This window comes from Rhodococcus tukisamuensis NBRC 100609 (genome assembly GCF_001894985.1).
Lineage (GTDB): Bacteria > Actinomycetota > Actinomycetes > Mycobacteriales > Mycobacteriaceae > Rhodococcus_G > Rhodococcus_G tukisamuensis.
Map to the genome: position 1 here is coordinate 85,794 of NZ_BCXG01000016.1, position 14,915 is coordinate 100,708.

At 68.5% G+C, this 14,915-nt stretch carries 13 protein-coding genes; 3 read left to right on the forward strand and 10 right to left on the reverse strand.

Features of this window, described 5'->3' with window-relative positions; genetic code table 11:
- Nucleotides 1–7 precede the first annotated feature (7 nt).
- From RT2_RS16880 to fadD5, 5 genes are all read right to left on the reverse strand, one after another.
- Complete coding sequence (locus RT2_RS16880) at nt 8–1,054, reverse strand: MCE family protein (RefSeq protein ID WP_072845954.1); 1,047 nt, start codon at nt 1,052–1,054, stop codon at nt 8–10.
- Nucleotides 1,051–2,274, reverse strand: a complete 1,224-nt coding sequence (locus RT2_RS16885; protein ID WP_072845955.1) for an MCE family protein — start codon at nt 2,272–2,274, stop codon at nt 1,051–1,053. Before RT2_RS16885 ends, RT2_RS16880 begins: the two co-directional genes overlap by 4 nt.
- Entirely contained in the window at nt 2,274–3,131 is an 858-nt protein-coding gene (locus RT2_RS16890) for an MlaE family ABC transporter permease (RefSeq protein WP_072845956.1), read from the reverse strand. The genes RT2_RS16885 and RT2_RS16890 overlap by 1 nt, the downstream gene beginning before the upstream one ends.
- Nucleotides 3,131–3,940: an ABC transporter permease gene (locus RT2_RS16895; RefSeq protein WP_072845969.1), complete on the reverse strand. Its 810-nt coding sequence runs from the start codon at nt 3,938–3,940 to the stop codon at nt 3,131–3,133. The genes RT2_RS16890 and RT2_RS16895 overlap by 1 nt, the downstream gene beginning before the upstream one ends.
- A gap of 175 nt (nt 3,941–4,115) precedes the next feature.
- Complete coding sequence (gene fadD5 / locus RT2_RS16900; protein ID WP_072845957.1) at nt 4,116–5,702, reverse strand: fatty-acid--CoA ligase FadD5; 1,587 nt, start codon at nt 5,700–5,702, stop codon at nt 4,116–4,118.
- Nucleotides 5,703–6,265: 563 nt separating this feature from the next.
- On the opposite strand from fadD5, the gene RT2_RS16905 reads away from it, so the two are divergent.
- Nucleotides 6,266–7,486 carry a TetR/AcrR family transcriptional regulator gene (locus RT2_RS16905; protein WP_072845958.1) on the forward strand — a complete coding sequence of 407 codons (1,221 nt, stop codon included), beginning with the start codon at nt 6,266–6,268 and terminating at the stop codon, nt 7,484–7,486.
- 126 nt (nt 7,487–7,612) lie between these two features.
- Here RT2_RS16905 and RT2_RS16910 read toward each other — a convergent pair whose 3' ends face one another.
- The 3 genes from RT2_RS16910 to RT2_RS16920 form a co-directional block, all read right to left on the reverse strand.
- Nucleotides 7,613–8,734: a lipid II:glycine glycyltransferase FemX gene (locus RT2_RS16910; protein ID WP_072845959.1), complete on the reverse strand. Its 1,122-nt coding sequence runs from the start codon at nt 8,732–8,734 to the stop codon at nt 7,613–7,615.
- Between the two features lie 103 nt (nt 8,735–8,837).
- Nucleotides 8,838–9,740, reverse strand: a complete 903-nt coding sequence (locus tag RT2_RS16915) for an oxygenase MpaB family protein (protein ID WP_072845970.1) — start codon at nt 9,738–9,740, stop codon at nt 8,838–8,840.
- 10 nt (nt 9,741–9,750) lie between these two features.
- Nucleotides 9,751–11,277, reverse strand: a complete 1,527-nt coding sequence (locus tag RT2_RS16920; RefSeq protein ID WP_072845960.1) for an aldehyde dehydrogenase family protein — start codon at nt 11,275–11,277, stop codon at nt 9,751–9,753.
- 196 nt (nt 11,278–11,473) lie between these two features.
- Here RT2_RS16920 and RT2_RS16925 point away from each other — a divergent pair, with 196 nt between their 5' ends.
- Together RT2_RS16925 and RT2_RS16930 are read left to right on the forward strand one after the other, a co-directional pair.
- Nucleotides 11,474–12,619 (forward strand): acyl-CoA dehydrogenase family protein, encoded by a 1,146-nt coding sequence (locus RT2_RS16925; protein ID WP_072845961.1) that lies wholly within the window; start codon nt 11,474–11,476, stop codon nt 12,617–12,619.
- Between the two features lie 46 nt (nt 12,620–12,665).
- Nucleotides 12,666–13,361 (forward strand): GntR family transcriptional regulator, encoded by a 696-nt coding sequence (locus tag RT2_RS16930; protein WP_072845962.1) that lies wholly within the window; start codon nt 12,666–12,668, stop codon nt 13,359–13,361.
- Nucleotides 13,362–13,625: 264 nt separating this feature from the next.
- Here the strand turns inward: RT2_RS16930 and RT2_RS16935 are convergent, their stop codons facing one another.
- Both RT2_RS16935 and RT2_RS16940 read right to left on the reverse strand, forming a co-directional pair.
- Complete coding sequence (locus tag RT2_RS16935; protein ID WP_072845963.1) at nt 13,626–13,847, reverse strand: MbtH family protein; 222 nt, start codon at nt 13,845–13,847, stop codon at nt 13,626–13,628.
- Nucleotides 13,848–13,909: 62 nt separating this feature from the next.
- Nucleotides 13,910–14,915, reverse strand: a 1,006-nt coding sequence (locus tag RT2_RS16940) for a thioesterase domain-containing protein (protein WP_255312548.1), incomplete at its 5' end; no start/stop codon positions are given.

A 14,915-nucleotide genomic window follows, 5' to 3' on the forward strand; every position in this document is an offset into this window, starting at 1 on the left:
CGGCACCTCACGAGCACACCGGAGAATGCGTGGGGCCGAAGATGTTCGCTTCCAGATCGCCCGCTTTCAGGGTGAAGTTGCAGAGGTAGAGATTGACGAATCCGCCGTAGCTGCCGATCCGGTTGATCGAGTTGGCAAAGTCCGGCATCTTGGCGACGAAGGCGTTGAACTCGTCGGTGCTGGCGATCCAGCTGTCGGTCACCGACTTCAGGTCGCTCACCGACCGGCCGAATGCCCCGTTGGACCGGGCCATCGCCGCCGCCAGCGACGCCAGGGCCTGGTTGCCGTCGCCCAGCAGCGCGACGAACTGGTCGTTGCTCCCGACGATCGAGGTGCTGAGCCCGCTCAGGCCGGCCATCAGCTCCTCGAGCTGAGGCTGCCGGGCGTCGACGGAGCCGAGCAGCGACCCCAGGTTGGTGACGAGCTGCGCCATCACGTCCTTCCGGTCGTCCAGGCTCGAACTCACCGCTCCGATCTGGGTCAGGAGGGTCGCGACGGCCTCGCCCTGACCGTCGAAGGTCAGGACGAAAGTCCGGGTGAGTGCGTTGACCTGGTCCGGGTCCAGTGCGTCGAAGAGTGGCCTGAAGCCGTTCATGAGCGCGGTCAGGTCCACCGGGGGCGTGGTCCGGGTGAGCGGGACGACCTCCCCCGGCCGCAGCGTCCGTGCCGGGTCGCCGGCCGCGTTGTCGTTGGCGCCGCCGAGCGGGGGCGTGAGCGCGATGTACCGCGCGCCGAGCATGTCGCCGTACCGGACCGCGGCGGTCAGCCCGCGCGAGAGCGCGTAGCCGGACTCGACCTCGATGTCGACCACCGCCTTGCTGGTACCGCCGCCCGCGTCGGCGAACGCGATGGAGTCGACCCGGCCGACGCGGACGCCGGCCAGTGTCACCGCGTTGCCGGGGCCCAGACCCTCGACGTCGGTGAACTCCACCGTGTACCTCTCCGTGTCGCCGCGCACCGGGACCGACAGCGTGTTCGCGACGAGCACGGCACAGACCCCGCCCACCGCGCAGAACCCCACCGCCTTCACGATCGGTACCCACCCGAGCTTCACCGGACCGTCACCTCGTTCCCGCGTACCAGCGGACCGAGCATGACGACGGTGGCCGGGTTCGGGGCCGCGTCCGGCTCCGCCGTCGCACCGAGCACCTGGTCCTGCAGGTACTCGAGCACCGACGCCTCCCGTACCCCGTCGACCACGTCGCTCGGGCCCGGTGCGGCGGGCGCCGCCGCGCTGCCCACGCACCCCGTGCTGGTCTCGGCGCCGTACCGCGGGCAGTCCGACGCGTCGTAGGGCAGCGGGTCGGAGAAGGTCGCGACCGTGGTGATGTCGAACTTCCCCGTGGAGAACACCCGGGCGCCGGCCGCCCCGAACGAGTTCGCCTTGGCCAACGTATCTACCAGCCCCGCGGGGTTGGCCGCGGTTGTCGCCAGGATCGTTCCCGTCGAGTTCAGCACGGTGGTGATCCGCTCACGCTGCTCACCGACGAACGCGGTTGCCACAGAGGCGAACCCGGCGGCGGACCCGAACGTGGCCGCCACGCCGTCGCGGTGGGTGACCAGGTTCTGCGACACCGAGGTCGCCGCGGAGAGCGTCGCGATCACATCGGGGGTGGCGGCCTCGAGAGCCTGCATCACCGACCTGAACTCCGGTGTGGCGTCGAGAAGCCGCTGCGCCGCCGGCATCAGGGTCCGGGACGCGGAGTCGAGCCGGTCGACGATCCGGCCGATCGTCTCGCCGCGCCCGTCGAGGGCCTTGCCGAGCTCGGTGAGCGCGGTCTGCATCTTCTGTGGCTGCATGTGGTCGAGCACGTCGATGACCTTGGTGTAGACGCCGTAGAGCGCCACCGCCTCGGGGCCGGTGTCCACCCCGATCTCGGCACCGTCCGACAGGCTCGACGAGCCGGTCGCGGTCGGGTCGTCGACGAGCTGGATGTAGATGTCCCCGAAGAACGTTCGCGGAACCACCCGGGCCAGCACCGTGGCGGGGATCAGCGAGATCGAATCCGAGTCGATCTGCAGGCGCACCGTGGACGACGTGCTACCCGAGTCGATTCCGGAGATCCGTCCGACGTTGACGCCGGAGTAGCGCACGGGCGCCTCACCGCTGATCAGTCCGGCGGTCGCCGGAATGGCCACGAAGACCTCGGGGTCGCGGTGCAGCGAACCCGATCCGCGCATCACCATCGCCGCGGCGATCGCCGTGACGGCGATCGCCGCGAGCACCCCCCGCAGCGCGAGGGCGGCCCGACTGCGCCCGGTGAACTGGTCCATCAGAATCCCGTTCCCGGGATCTGCGGGACCAGGCCCCACAACGCAAAGGTCATCAGCACGTCCAGCACACCGATCGCCAGGATCGCCGTCCGCAGCGCCCGGCCGGCGGCCTGGCCCACCCCGGCGGGCCCACCGGCGGCGAAGTAGCCGTAGGAGCAGTGCACGAGGGACACCACCGCCGCGAAGACGACGGCCTTGAGCGCGGAGTACAGCAGGTCCTGCGGGGCGAGTGCCAGGTGGAAGAAGTAGTCGTAGGTGCCCGCCGAGGCGCCACCGAAGAACACGATCACCAGCCGCGTCGACAGGTAGCTGGCAAGCAGACCGATCATGAAGATGGGCAGCACGCACACCATGGCCGCGAGGACGCGGGTGCCGGCCAGGAACGGAATGGACCGGATTGCCATCGCATCGAGCGCGTCGATCTCGTCCGAGATCCGCATGGCGCCGATCTGGGCGGTGAATCCGGTGCCGACCTTGGCGGCCAGCGCGATTGCGACGACGACGGGGGCGAGCTCGCGGGTGTTCGCGATCGCCGACAGCATGCCGGACATGGTGGTCATACCGACCAGTTCCAGGCCGCGCTGGGTCTCGACGCCGAGCATCATCGCCGCGGCCAGTGACATCGCGAACACGATGCCGATGGTGCCGCCGCCCGAGAGCAGCGAGTTGGTCCCGAAGCTGATCTCGCTGATCTGTGCGAGCACGTGCTTGCGGTACTTGAGCAGGGCGAAGGGGACGGACGCCAGCGTCCGGTAGAAGAAGGTGACGTGGCGGCCGACGTCCACCAGGCCGCCGTAGGCCGACCGGACCGGGCGCGCGGCGCGCTGCAGCCGGTGTACGGCGTCGACCACCGCCATCAGTACGACCCCACGGCCGGCACGATGACCGTGTACAGCGCGGAGAGCGCGGCGTTGACGACGAACACCAGCGCGAAGGCGATCACCACCGCCTCGTTGACCGAGTCCGCGACGCCCCGCGGGCCGCCCTTGGTGTGCAGGCCCTTGAAGGTGGCCACCAGCGTGGAGGTGAGACCGAAGACCGCGGCCTTCACGAGGGCCATGACGAAGTCCGACGTCCTGCCGTACTGACTGAACGTGGCCATGAACGTTCCGGCCGGAAGATGTTGGACGTAGATGTGATAGAGGTAGCAGGCCAGGACGCCGCCGAAGGTCACCATCGAGCACAGCGCCAGCGAGACCACCACGGCGGCGACCAGTCTCGGGGCCACCAGGCGCTCGACGACGTCGATGCCCATCACCTCGAGTGCGTCCACCTCCTCGCGGATCTTCCTCGACCCCAGGTCGGTGCAGATCGCCGAACCGGCCACACCGGCCATCATCAGCGCACAGACCAGCGCGGCGGCCTGCCCGACGACGATGAACGCGACCACCGCCCCCGAATACCCACCGGCCCCGATGCGGCCGGCGAGCTCGCCCACCGAGACCGCGATGAACACCCCGATCGGGATCATCAGCAACAGGGACGGACCGGTGCTGACCCGGCCGATGAACAGGACCTGGGTCACCGTCTCGCTCAACGAGAGTCGGCGTCGCAGCAGCGCGCGGAGCAGCGCGACCAGGGCCTGGACCGAGAACCCGATCAGGTAGCCCCCCTGGGTCGCGACGTCGCGCGCGGGCCCCTTGGCCGTGGGCAGTTCGTAGGTCATCTCCGCGATCCCCTTCGCATCTCCCACCCCTCCCCTGTCGGTGAAGCGTGTCACAACGGGTGTCACGGATCAACAGTTATGTGAACCGCTATTCTCATCGTGACTCACCGCCGATGCCGCCGGCCGAGCCGCGGGTGCGACCCGGCCGGCATCACGATCGGGCAACCACGTCGCGTCAGCTCGCGTTGGCCGCGAGTGCACCCCGGTTCTTGCGCAGCTCCCCCTTGACCACCTTGCCGCTGGCATTGCGCGGCAGCGCGTCCACGATCACCAGTTCCTTGGGATGCTTGTACCGGGCGAGCCGGTCCTCGAGGAACGCCACGAGTTCGTCGAGGGTGAGGTCCCCCTCGCGCAGCGCCACGACGGCCACCGGGACCTCACCCCACTTCGGATCCGGCCGTCCGATCACCGCCGCCTCCAACACCTTCGGGTGACCGAAGAGCACGTTCTCCACCTCGGCGCAGTAGATGTTCTCACCGCCCGAGATGATCATGTCCTTCTTCCGGTCGACGACGAAGACGAAACCCTCCTCGTCCTGGCGGACCAGGTCGCCGGAGTGGAACCACCCGCCGGCGAAGGCATCGGCGGTGGCCGCGTCGTTACCCCAGTACCCACGCATCATCGTCGGGCCCCGGTAGACGATCTCACCGACCTGCCCGACCGGGACGTCGTTCATCTCGTCGTCGACGACCCGCGCCTGGATCGTCGGGATCACCTTGCCGACCGAGCCCAGCTTGCGCAGCGCATCCTCGCCGTCGAGCACACAGGTGATCGGCGACATCTCCGTCTGCCCGAACACCGCCACGTTCATCGCGTCGGGAAAGGTCTCCGACATCGCGCGCAGCACCACGTCGGAGGCGGGAGCGGCGCCCCAACTGATCACCCGGAGGGCGAGATCCCGCTGACGCACGGTCGGTTCCGCGCAGACTGCCTGCCACTGGACGGGGACCAGGAACGCGGTGGTGACGCGCTCGGCCTCCCACACGTCGAGCAGTTCGACCGGGTTGAATGCGCCGAGCGGGTGGATGACCGTGCAGACACCAAGCACGATCGACGGCGCCATGCTGCCGAGGGCGGCGATGTGGAACATCGGCGACGCACAGAACCCGACGTCGTCGCCGCGATCCATGCGCAGGGCCCGGATGCAGGTCAACGCCTGCGCCTGCAGGTTCGCATGCGAGAGCACCGCCCCCTTGGGCCTGCCGGTGGTACCGGAGGTGTACATGATCAGCGCCGCGAGGTCGTCCGGCAGGTCCACCGGACGGTGCGCCTCACCCGGCTCGGCGAGCAGGTCCTCGTAGCCGAGCGTGCCGCCGTCCCCCGGTTGCCCGACCACCACGCAGGTGGCCAGCTCCGGCACCTGCTGACGCACCGCGGAAACCAGCGGGGCCAGCGGGACGTCGGTGACCACCGCGGTGGCGCCGCTGTCACCGACGATGAAGGCCATCTCCGGCGGCGTCAGACGGAAGTTCACGGGCACCGCGATCGCACCGAGCGCGTTGACCGCGAGCACCGCCTCCAGGAACTCCGGGCGGTTGAGCATGACCAGCAGCACCCGGTCCCCGAACCCGACACCCCGCCGGGCCAGCGCGTCGGCGAAGGCCTCCGACCTCGCGTGCAGCCCGGACCAGGTGGTACTCGCCCCCTGAAACCGGAGTGCGACCTCCTCCGGTCGCATGAGGGCATGGGTCGCGACCTGGTTGTTCCAATTGTTCCGACGGGCCCGGAGCGGTTGCGCGAGAAGATTGTCGCTAGATGACATCCTGTAGGTCCTTCCCTGTCACGATGATGTGGTCGGCACGGCGGGCGCACCTCGTGGGGCGCGCCCAGTATGGCAATTCCGAAGGCGACGCGGGGGCCAATTTTGTTAACAGTTATTCGCATCTGATCCCGTCCGACACCTGGAACATCGGCGAGCCCCCGAGCAGCCCGGTTACTCCGGCGGATTCCGGCCTCGCGACCGAGCGGGCGGCGACGAATTCCGTTGCACCGCTGACCGAATTGATGCCGCCCGGTCCGCCCGGCAATACTGGACGCACGCGGGCGCCCGGGCAGCGCACGCCGGATCCACCCAGGAAACCGACCGCACGGCCCGGCAGCGATCCGCCCACACCGCCGGGACCGCGCGCAGTGCGGGTGAATTACTGTTAACTTGCAGACCGGATCCGCCGGGTGCCCAAGAGCGAACACTGTTGCAGATCAACAGTTTGCGTGTACTCGCCGACACAGACAAATGACCGCACCTGCCGACGGCCCGATTCGCATTCGTCCGGAGCGCCGCGGACACTCGGATATGGTTTGCGGCATCGAAGTCAGGAGACGGCCATGGCCCAGACAACCCGGAGCCGGCCGGTTCCGACCGACGCACCGGTGCGGCGGCGACCGAAGGACCGCAAGGCGCAGATCGCCCTGACGGCCGCCCAGGCCTTCAGCGAACGCGGTTACCACGCGGTCGGCGTCGACGAGATTGCCGCCGCCCTGGGTATTTCCGGACCCGCGCTCTATCGCCACTTTCCCAACAAGTACGCGCTGCTGCTGCAGGCGGCACTGAGCACGGTGGGCTCGTTGCGGGCGGCCGCGGATGCCGCGGCCGCCCCGGATGCAAGTCCCGAGGACCAGCTGGACCGGGTCCTGCGTGCCCTGATCGCGACCACCGTCGAGCACCGCCGGACCGGCGGCCTCTACCGCTGGGAGGGCCGGTACCTGCAGCCGGCCGACCGGGAGCTGATGCGCGCGGACTTCCGCGCGCTGAACGAGCGTCTCGCGAAGCCGCTCGGCAGACTCCGCCCGGACCTGGGCCGACGCGACGCCACGATCCTGGCCGCCGCCGCCCTGAGCGTCGTCGGCAGCATCACCGCCCACCGCAGCGCACTGGCGAACCGTCGGATCGAGAAGCTGCTGCTCGCGACGGCGTGGGGCGTGCTGCGCTGCGACCTCGCGGCGGCCCCGCCTGCCGAATCCACCATCGAGGACCCGGCCGCCCGGGGGCTCGCGGTGACCTCCAAGCGCGAACTCCTGCTCGGCGAGGCGATGAAGATCTTCCACGCGCAGGGTTACCACGAGTCGAGCATCGAGGAGATCGGCGCCGCCGCCGGGATCAACGCGTCGAGCGTCTACCGGCACTTCCCGAGCAAGGCAGACCTGCTCGCGGCCGGTTTCCACCGTGCGGCCGACCGGCTGGCCGTGGCGACGGACGATGCTCTCGGCGCCTCCGCCGATCCGGAGGAGGCGCTGCGCCGACTCTCCGCCGCCTACATCGACCTGGCGTTCGCCCGCCCGGAGGTGCTCTCGGTGTACTTCGCCGAGATCGGCAACCTGCCCAGTGCCGAGCGGACGAATCTGCGCAACGTGCAGCGACTGCACGTCGAGGAATGGGTCCACCTGCTCGGCGCGGTCCGCCCCGAACTGTCCCCTGTCGAGGCCCGGTTCGTGGTGCATGCGGCACTCGGCCAGGCACTCGACGTCGGCCGGCTGATGCGTTTCGACGTCGACGCACGGACCCGCGGGCAGATGCAGGCCGTGATGCTCGCGGTGCTGCTCGGCTGACCGGTCGACGGCGAAGCCAACCGAGGACGTGCAGGAGCTACGCGTCGTGCTGGGTCAACTGAATGCTTGCACTCCCAAATATCGGGCCGAGTATCACACCTGCGGCCTGACTGGCGAGACTGGGACTCAGTAGTAGAAGTCGCGGCGGACAACCAGCGAAAAGCGGTTCATCTCCCGCTCGAGCCATGACCGCCAGACGTCGTGCTTCCAGTCGACAAGCGGAAGGTCGTAGGCACCGACGTGGTCGGTGATCTCCTTGTTGAAACTCTGCTTGAACTCGGTGATACCCCGGTACTCGTGGGTGGGGTCGTCGGCCGACGCGGCGGGCGTGGTGCCGCACATGTCGTAACGCACGCAGCCGTGTTCCTTGGCCCAACGGATGATCTCCCACTGCACGGCGTGGCCCACACCGTGGGCGCCGAGACCGTTCTCCTTCGACGACTCGGCGCTCTTGCGCACGGACGCACCGTCCTTGTACAGGCTGTGGGTCCCGAGCTTCATCGCGAATGCACCGGCGACCACCTCGCCCTCGAACCGCGCGACGAAGAGCTGGCCGCTGCCGGAGGCGTCGTAGCGTTTCCAGATCGCGGACATGTACGGAAAGCTCCGGACCCCGAAGCGTCCGTCCGCCGTCTTCGAGAGCAGGTCGTACATGAGGGTGCAGTTCTCGTCCGTTGCCGGGACCCGCTCGACCGTGACGCCGTCGCGGGCGGCGCGCTTGATCCAGCGGCGGGCACGGGTACTGAAGCGCGCCATCACCTGCTCCGGTTCACCCTCGATGTCGACCACGATGGTGTAGTTGTTGGGGAGCATCTCGTGAGGTACCCGTCGCAGCCCCGCCTCGGTCAGCGTCCGCGTGGTCTCCTCGCCGGCCACCAGCGTGGGCTCGACTCTGATCATGAACACGCCCTGCCCGCGTGCGAAGTCCGCGATCGCCCGAAGCGCTCGGAGCAGCTCCTCCGCATTGGCGGCCGGCGGCCCCGCCGGCAGATACCAGAGCTTGCCGAGCAGCGGAACCCGCTTCTCGTGGACGGTGACGGCGACGCCGTCGACCATGAGGTACACGCTGCTGTAGCGCACATGCTCCCGCTTGTGCTCCGCGAAATCGTAACTTCGCCACACGTCGCCGCCGTCGGGGTTCGCCCCGATCAGGTCGTCCCAGCCCTCGACCTCGAGCGGTGTCGCGCGGCGGACCCGCTCCGACATTCCGAGATTGCCACCCGACTGCCCCTGCCCTGATTCGGCCATCGTGATCCCCCATCGTTCCAGTTCAGGCGTTTCGGGAGACAATAACCGGCGGGATACAGCAAAGTTCCCAGCTTGCGGATTACGTGATGTTTGACATGTCGGTTCAGCGCCGGGGGCATCCACTGTCCCGGTCCGCGCCCAGGTCGCCGGGCCGGTAGCCGACCGGGTAGCCCGGGTAGGTGCGGTTACGGGGATCGCGGGCGGCTTTCGACCTACGGCGCGGCGGCAGCCGTCGCACCAGCCGGGCCCGCCCGCGCAGCGCGCCCTGCCCCACCGACGTCACCCAGGCAGGTGCGGCCCGGAAACCGAAGGCGGAAAGCATCATCGGGTCGAGCATTGCATTGACGCCCACCTTCACCGCGGGCCGCAGCGGGCGGGGGAACCACGCACAGAACAGGTCTCGGGTGTACACGCCGATCGCATGATTGTCGTCGGTGTAGTGGAAGTGCTCGCGCTCGAAGTCCATCTTGAACCGGTGCAGAACCTGGAAATCCTCCGGGATCTCCCGGATCCCCATCCGGATGCCCACCTGCCGGTAGAAGTGGAAGCAGGCGAGCCGTTCGTGCGGGTGCAACGGCCGCCAGCCGTACCGGTCGATCCAGTCCAGCGGGTCGTAGATGAACGTGCACAGCACGTACAGCATGTCCGCGTTGTCGATGTCGTACTTGCCGTGCATGCGGTTGACGGTGCGCAGCGACTCGCGACCGCGGGGCGAGTCGTAGCCGTGCTCGAGCAGCTCCGCCATCAACAGTGCGGTGTCGTCGTAGCGCTTCTGCGGCCGCTTCTCGAACTCGCCGGTCTCGCGGAGCAGCCCCGAGATGGTCGGGACGCAGTAGGTACGAAAGAGCGCAAGCTCGAGCGAACGCTGGTAGTCCCAAGGGAATTCGTAGCCGGCGGTGATCCGGTGGATCTCCTGGCAGTCCGCCTCCGGATCCAGTTGCTCGATCCGGCGGAGCCAGCCGCGGCGGCCGCGGGGCGCCGAGTCGGTGTCCTTCACCAGTAGCATGGTGCGCTCCTCAGCCTCGTCCATGCCGGGTCTTGAGCAACCAGGCCGCGATCTTCATGTCACGGGCCTTGCGTTCCATGGTCAGCAGGTTCATCGGCGCCCGGTACTTCTGCCGGGTCACCGACTTCGCACGGCTGAACTCGCGCAGTCCGTCGGCGCCGTGGATCCGCCCGAAGCCGGACTCCCCCACCCCGCCGAAGGGCAGAGCAGGCACGGCCGCGAAGCCGAGCACGGAGTTGACGGTCACCACGCCGGAGCGCAGGCGCTCCGCGGCGTCGAGCGCCCGACGCTGGTCGCGGGTGAAGATCGAGGCGCCCAACCCGTAGCCGACGGCATTGGCCTTGGCGACCCCGTCGTCGAGGTCGGCCATCCGGTTGATCACCACGGTGGGGCCGAAGGTCTCCTCGCACGTCGCGCTGCTGTCCTCGGGCACGTCGGTGAGGACGACCGGCTCGATGTACGGCTCTCGGATCGAGTCCGGGCCGCCGAGCGCCGCGGTGGCGCCGTGGCCGAGCGCGTCGGCGATCTGCCCACGCACCACCTCGGTCTGCCGCTCCATGGTCATCGGGCCGTACGACGCGTCTGCCCCGCCGCCCGGACGCAGCCGTCGGGTCTTGGCCACGACCTTCTGCACGAAGTTGTCGAACACCTTGTCTGCCACGTAGATTCGCTCGACACCGACGCAGGTCTGGCCGGCGTTGCCGAACGCCCCGAAGACCGCGAAGTCGGCCGCCTGGTCGAGGTCGGCGTCGGCGCACACCAGCATCGCGTCCTTGCCGCCGCACTCCGCGACCAGCGGGGTCAGCGTCTCGGCGCAAGTGGCCATCACCTTCTTCGCCGTCGGGGTGGAACCGGTGAACGCGATCTTGTCGACGCCGGAACGGACCAGGGCGGTGCCGGTGTCGCCGAAGCCGGTGACCACCTGCAGCACCGGCTGGTTCGGCACCAGCGAGTTCCACTTCTCGGCGATCCACACCGCCACCCCCGGCGTCAGCTCGCTCGGCTTGAACACCACCGCGTTGCCGGCCGCGAGCGCGTAGGAGATCGAACCCATCGGCGTGTACAGCGGATAGTTCCACGGACCGATCACCCCGACCACGCCGAGCGGCTGGTACCGGACGGTGGCCTCCTGGTTCGCACTCACCAGGCCGGACGGCACCTTCCTCCGGCCCAGCACCTTGCCGGCGTTGCGGGCCGCCCAGTCCAGGTGTTCGACGGCGAGCATCACCTCGAGCAGCGCGTCGCCGGCGGGCTTTCCGGTCTCGGCGGCGATCACCTCGGCCAGCGACTGGGCGTCGGCGGCGATGGCACTCTTCCAGCTCAGCAGCCAGCGCTTGCGGCCGTCGAAGCCGAGCCCCTCCCACCACTGCGCGGCGCCCCGCGCCCGCTCGACCGCCCGGTTCACCTCGGCGACGCCGTCGACCCGGTACTCGGCGAGCACGGCCGCGTTCCGCGGATCTCGGGACGCGAACACCGCGGTCGCGCCAACCTCGTCGCCCGTGACGCCGCTCGGTTCCTGGTCGACCTGCTGGGGCATGGCTGCTTCCCTCCGTTGGCGTGGCAGATCCGTCGCATGAACCTTGGCGCAGTCGCCGCGATTCCGACGCAGATCACATCAAATATATTTGATGTGAAGTACTGTCGTGTGCATCACATTAGGCGGACCCGTCCGGTCGGACAAGGACCCGGCAACGCGTGTGAACAGTCCCCACCACGATGAGGGAGATTCGAAGATGAGCGTCGAGTTCAGCACCGAGCAGAAGGCATTCGCCCAGGCAGTGGCCGATTTCTGCAAGCGGGAGGCCGGCACCCGCGAGAAGCGCGACCAGCTGACCGGGCATGGCCGGCACAACCACAACCAGGCGCTCTACGAGAAGATGGCCGACCTGGGCTGGCTCGGCCTGACCGTTCCCGAGGAGTACGGCGGTTCCGACGCCACGATGGTCGACATGTGCATCCTGCTCGAGCAGTCGCATCTCGGGATGGCGCCGATCGGCGCGATCGGACCGACCCTGATCACCGGCGGTGCCTACGCCAGGTTCGGCACCGAGGCACAGAAGGAGAACGTGCTGCGCGGCATCGTCCGCGGTGTGTCGCAGTCGATCTCGATGTCCGAGCCGGAGGCCGGCTCCGACGTCGCCAACCTCAGCACCAAGGCCGAGCGGGTCGACGACGGCTGGCTGGTCAACGGCCAGAAGACGTGGTGCTCGAACGCGCACATCTCCGAGAACATCCTGCTCGTCGCCCGCACCGGACGCGGCGAGAGCAAGCACGAGGGCCTGACCATGTTCCACGTGCCTGCCGACACCCCCGGACTGAAGATCAACCCGATCGAGCTGATGGGCGGGCAGAAGGAGACCAACGACCTCTACTTCACGGACTGCCTGCTGCCGGCGGACGCGGCGGTCGGCGAGGTCGGCAACGGCTGGCGTCAGCTGATGACCGGGCTGAACTTCGAGCGGCTGATCCTCGCGGCGATGATCCTCGGCACGGCCGAGCGCGCGTTCGCCGACACCCTCGAGTTCATCACCACGCGCAAGCAGTTCGGCCGGCCGATCGGCAGCTTCCAGTCCCTGCGGCACCGGATGGCCGACCTGGCCACCGAGATCGAATGCACCCGACTGCTGGTCTACTCGGTGGCGCGGGAGGCCGATGCCAACCCGGACAAGATGCTGGCCCGTGAGGCCTCGATGGCCAAGCTGAAGGCCACCGAGACCGCCAAGCGGGTGGCGCTCGAGGGCATGCAGATGATGGGCGGGTACGGATACGCGACCGAGTTCGACATGGAACGCCATGTGCGGGCGACGCTGGTGTCGACCATTTTCGGCGGGACCAGCGAGATCCAGCGCGACATCATCGGCAAGACGTACGGGCTGTGACCGCGCGCTGAGTGTCTATGCTGACGTTCTGCCCGAAGGAGCCTCGATGACCTCGTCCGCCACGTCTCGTAACCCTGCCGGTCCCGCGCTTCGCCGCAGGCCGCAGCTGTCCGACGACGTCGCGGCGCACGTGCGTGGACTGATCATGTCCGGGGGTGCGCGGCCGGGAGAGTTCATCCGGCTCGACGAGACCGCCGCCGAGCTCGGGGTCAGCGTGACCCCGGTGCGGGAGGCCCTGCTGACCCTGCGCGGCGAGGGTCTCGTCGAGCTGGTTCCGCATCGCGGGTACGTGGTGGCGCCGTTGACCCGCGGCGACATCAACGACGTGTTCTGGCTGCAGGGTCAGATCGCCGAGCAGCTCGCGGTCCGTGCCACCGCCGCGGTGACCCCGGATACGCTCGACGAACTGCGCGCGATCAACACCGACCTCGCCGCGGCCGTCGTGGCGGGCGACGCCACCCGGATCGAGGACCTCGAGTTCGGCTTCCACCGGGAGGTCAACCGCCTCGCCGGCGCCACCAAGCTGTCGTGGTTCCTGTTCAACGCCATCCGCTACACGCCCGTGCATTTCTACTCCGGCGACAGGGAGTGGGGCGAGTCCGCGACCGCCAGCCACGACCGGCTGATCGCGGCGATGGCGTCCGGTGACGCCGACGAGGCGGGACGCGAGACCCGTCGGCACTTCACCGACGGCGCCAAGCGGCTGCTCGCGCACCTCGAGCAGACCGGAATCTGGGACTGAGAAAAGGCGTGCTGTCAGGGAACCGTGTTGCTGCGGTGGCAAACTCGGCGTCGGTGACGAGCCGGTAGGCGTAGCCCTCGAGGCCGCCCACCGGTCAGGCGCCCTCTCCCGAGGCACCATCTTCGCGCCCATCACCTCGATGTGACGCGCCGGCAGGAACATCGCTGCGGTCGCCGTTCTCGACCCTGTTGCCTGCCGGTTGCGTTACATCTCCTCGACTCGGCCCCGGAACAGCGATTCCGGGGCCGAGAGGTGCGTCCAGGACTATTCCGTGACGTCTGCGGCCATCGCCTCGATCAGGCTCTTGGGCCGCATGTCGGTCCAGTTGGCCTCGACGTAGGCGACGCAGTCCGGGCGCGAGGTAGGTCCGTGCACCTCGGCCCAGCCCGCCGGGACCTGCGCAAACATGGGCCACAGCGAATGCTGCCCCTCGCTGTTCACCAGAACCAGGAACTGGCCGTCCTCGTCATCGAATGGATTGCTCATTGATCTACCTTTCTCGGAATTTGTCTTGTCCCACAATTATTTTCACGTTTCGAACAGGGAACCTACTTGTCAACCCCGGCTTCTTCGACGGTCCACGCCTCGTTCAGCACCTCCCCGATCCGGGCGAGAGCGGCCGACGAGGCCATCCCCCAGTGCGTTTCCTCGATGCCGTGGGTGATGACCCGGCCGTCCACGAAGTCCTGCCAGGTGTCGGCACCGGCGTTGCCACTGGGGTCGTCCGCGAGGGCGGCGAAGTAGAAGACGTCACCCTTGAACTTGGACGGCACGTGACCATCGGTCATCGCGCCGGCCTCACCCACTGCCGCAATGGCCGCCGCGATCCGATCAGCGCCCATCGCATTGAACGGAGCGGGCAGGTGCGCCATGATGCCTTCCAACAGGTCGTCGGACAGCTCCTCTGCGGCAAGCGAATCCAGCGACAGTCCGGCCGCAGCGCCGTTGTCGGAAACCAGCGCCGGCAAGAGTCCGCCAAGCAGGTCGCCAGCGGTCATCGCACGCTCCGGGAGCGAACCGTCGGTCACCTGGTACGCGTAGCTGTCCATCAGCCCAACCAGTGCGACCTCTTGGCCCATCGCCTGCAACTGCGCCGCCATCGCGTGCGCAATCACGCCGCCGAGCGACCAGCCGACCAGGTGGTACGGGCCTTCCGGTTGCACGGCCCGAATCTTCTCGACGTACAGCCGGGCCCACGCCTCGATCGTCGACGGCACCTCGGCGCCCGACAACGCAGGCGACTGAAGTCCGTAGATCCCCCGCTCTCGGTTGACGAACTGCCCCAGCCCCGCGAAGGCCCACGACACTCCGAGCACCGGATGGACGCAGAACACCGGGGGCTTCGTCCCACCCTCCCGCAACGGGATCAGGACATCGAAGACGGCGTCTTCGCTGAGGTTCTCCAGACCGGAACGAGCCGAGTCGATCCGACCGGCCAACGAGTCGACCGACGAGTTGGTGAACAACCACAACACCGGAATCGCCAGGCCGAGTTCGACGCCCAGACGCACGGCGACCCGGGTGGCCATCAGCGAGTTGCCGCCCAGAGCGAAG

Coding starts and splice junctions, on each gene's coding strand:
- RT2_RS16935 (WP_072845963.1), bottom strand. CDS start 13,847: ATGAGCAATCCATTCGATGACGAGGACGGCCAGTTCCTGGTTCTGGTG.
- RT2_RS16895 (WP_072845969.1), bottom strand. CDS start 3,940: ATGACCTACGAACTGCCCACGGCCAAGGGGCCCGCGCGCGACGTCGCG.
- fadD5 (WP_072845957.1), bottom strand. CDS start 5,702: ATGTCATCTAGCGACAATCTTCTCGCGCAACCGCTCCGGGCCCGTCGG.
- RT2_RS16890 (WP_072845956.1), bottom strand. CDS start 3,131: ATGGCGGTGGTCGACGCCGTACACCGGCTGCAGCGCGCCGCGCGCCCG.
- RT2_RS16930 (WP_072845962.1), top strand. CDS start 12,666: ATGACCTCGTCCGCCACGTCTCGTAACCCTGCCGGTCCCGCGCTTCGC.
- RT2_RS16925 (WP_072845961.1), top strand. CDS start 11,474: ATGAGCGTCGAGTTCAGCACCGAGCAGAAGGCATTCGCCCAGGCAGTG.
- RT2_RS16885 (WP_072845955.1), bottom strand. CDS start 2,274: ATGGACCAGTTCACCGGGCGCAGTCGGGCCGCCCTCGCGCTGCGGGGG.
- RT2_RS16915 (WP_072845970.1), bottom strand. CDS start 9,740: ATGCTACTGGTGAAGGACACCGACTCGGCGCCCCGCGGCCGCCGCGGC.
- RT2_RS16920 (WP_072845960.1), bottom strand. CDS start 11,277: ATGCCCCAGCAGGTCGACCAGGAACCGAGCGGCGTCACGGGCGACGAG.
- RT2_RS16905 (WP_072845958.1), top strand. CDS start 6,266: ATGGCCCAGACAACCCGGAGCCGGCCGGTTCCGACCGACGCACCGGTG.
- RT2_RS16910 (WP_072845959.1), bottom strand. CDS start 8,734: ATGGCCGAATCAGGGCAGGGGCAGTCGGGTGGCAATCTCGGAATGTCG.